1 protein-coding gene is annotated in these 1167 nt (G+C 58.4%); it reads right to left on the bottom strand.

The genetic code is table 11. The features are described from left to right. Nucleotides 1-973: 973 nt before the first annotated feature. A partial coding sequence (locus tag E1J61_RS36145; RefSeq protein WP_165971423.1) for an IS3 family transposase occupies nucleotides 974-1167 on the bottom strand: 194 nt, incomplete at its 5' end.

The following is a 1167-nucleotide window of genomic DNA, read 5'->3' on the forward strand; positions in this document are numbered from 1 at the left end:
TTCGTGCTGAGCATGGCCGCCTACAACCTCGTGCGCATGCGCTCACTGGGACAAATCCGTCCGCAGTTGCAGTAATCGCGGTAATGAGGCCGGAATCGGGCGCCAAACCGCCGAAAAAATCGATGTAGGGACGTCCCGCTTCCAGATTGTGAAAAATCGCAAGCCTACTGCCTTGCAGGGGGAAGCCTCGCCTCTTGTACGGGGAGTACTTCAGCAACCTGTTAGGGGACGAGCCGGGCTAAGTCGGCATGCGCAACATCTGGTCGAGGCTCTTAATGGTGTCCGGGTGCTGATCTTCGTATGGGGACCCAGGTAGATGGGGGCTGCTGACTGCGCGAGATGGCCTTCTCCAATTTTCCAAAGTCGCTGGCAGAACCTTAGGTCGCCGTCGATGCTCACGACGGATACAGCCTGCACGGCCCCGCCCGGTAGCGCCTGAAGCGGACGAAAAAAAGCCCGCTTCGAGGGCGGGCACGAATCCCTTGGGAGAAAGGGAGGAGACGGACGTAGTATAAACCCTGGGGAAGACTCTTGCAGATCGCCCAGCAGATGGCAGTGACCTTGCCCCTGTTCGACGAATCCCTTAGCCGAGGGAATCATGCAGCCCGCTGCTGCTGGGGTGATCGTGCTTGTGCGACGTGAAAGTCGCGTAGTTCGTTGTTTTGCCGTCGAAGTCTGACGGGAGGAAACCGGGCGTTCCGTCGCCCGTAGTCTATCGGTGCATGCGTGGCTGGCAACGGCTGGGTATGAAGCCACCGAGACAATGTAGCCCGGCAATAGCCAAACGGAGATCGCGAGATCGACGTTCCTCTGCGAGTGTCGACGCGGAGGGGGCGCTAGGCTGGATGGCAAGGTTAAGGGATCTGAATCGCCGATAAACATCGTCATCACCAAGGGGCCAAAGACACTGACAGGCCTCACCCAAACGGGAATGTGGCAGTGAGGTGTTCTGTCCAGCGCGGACACGTCTGGTTCATGCTGCAGCTAGTCGACTGAGGTAGCTTGCAGCGACTTCGCCTGGCGTTCGGTACCCCAACTTCGAATGGCGCCGTTGGCGATTGTAAAAAATCTCAATGTACTCACGGACAGAGGCCATGGCTTCCATCCGGGTGGCATACCGATGGTGGTACACCAACTCTGCTTTCAGGCTGCCCCAGAAGCTCTCCA

The organism is Cupriavidus sp. L7L (assembly GCF_004353535.1).
GTDB lineage: Bacteria > Pseudomonadota > Gammaproteobacteria > Burkholderiales > Burkholderiaceae > Cupriavidus > Cupriavidus oxalaticus_A.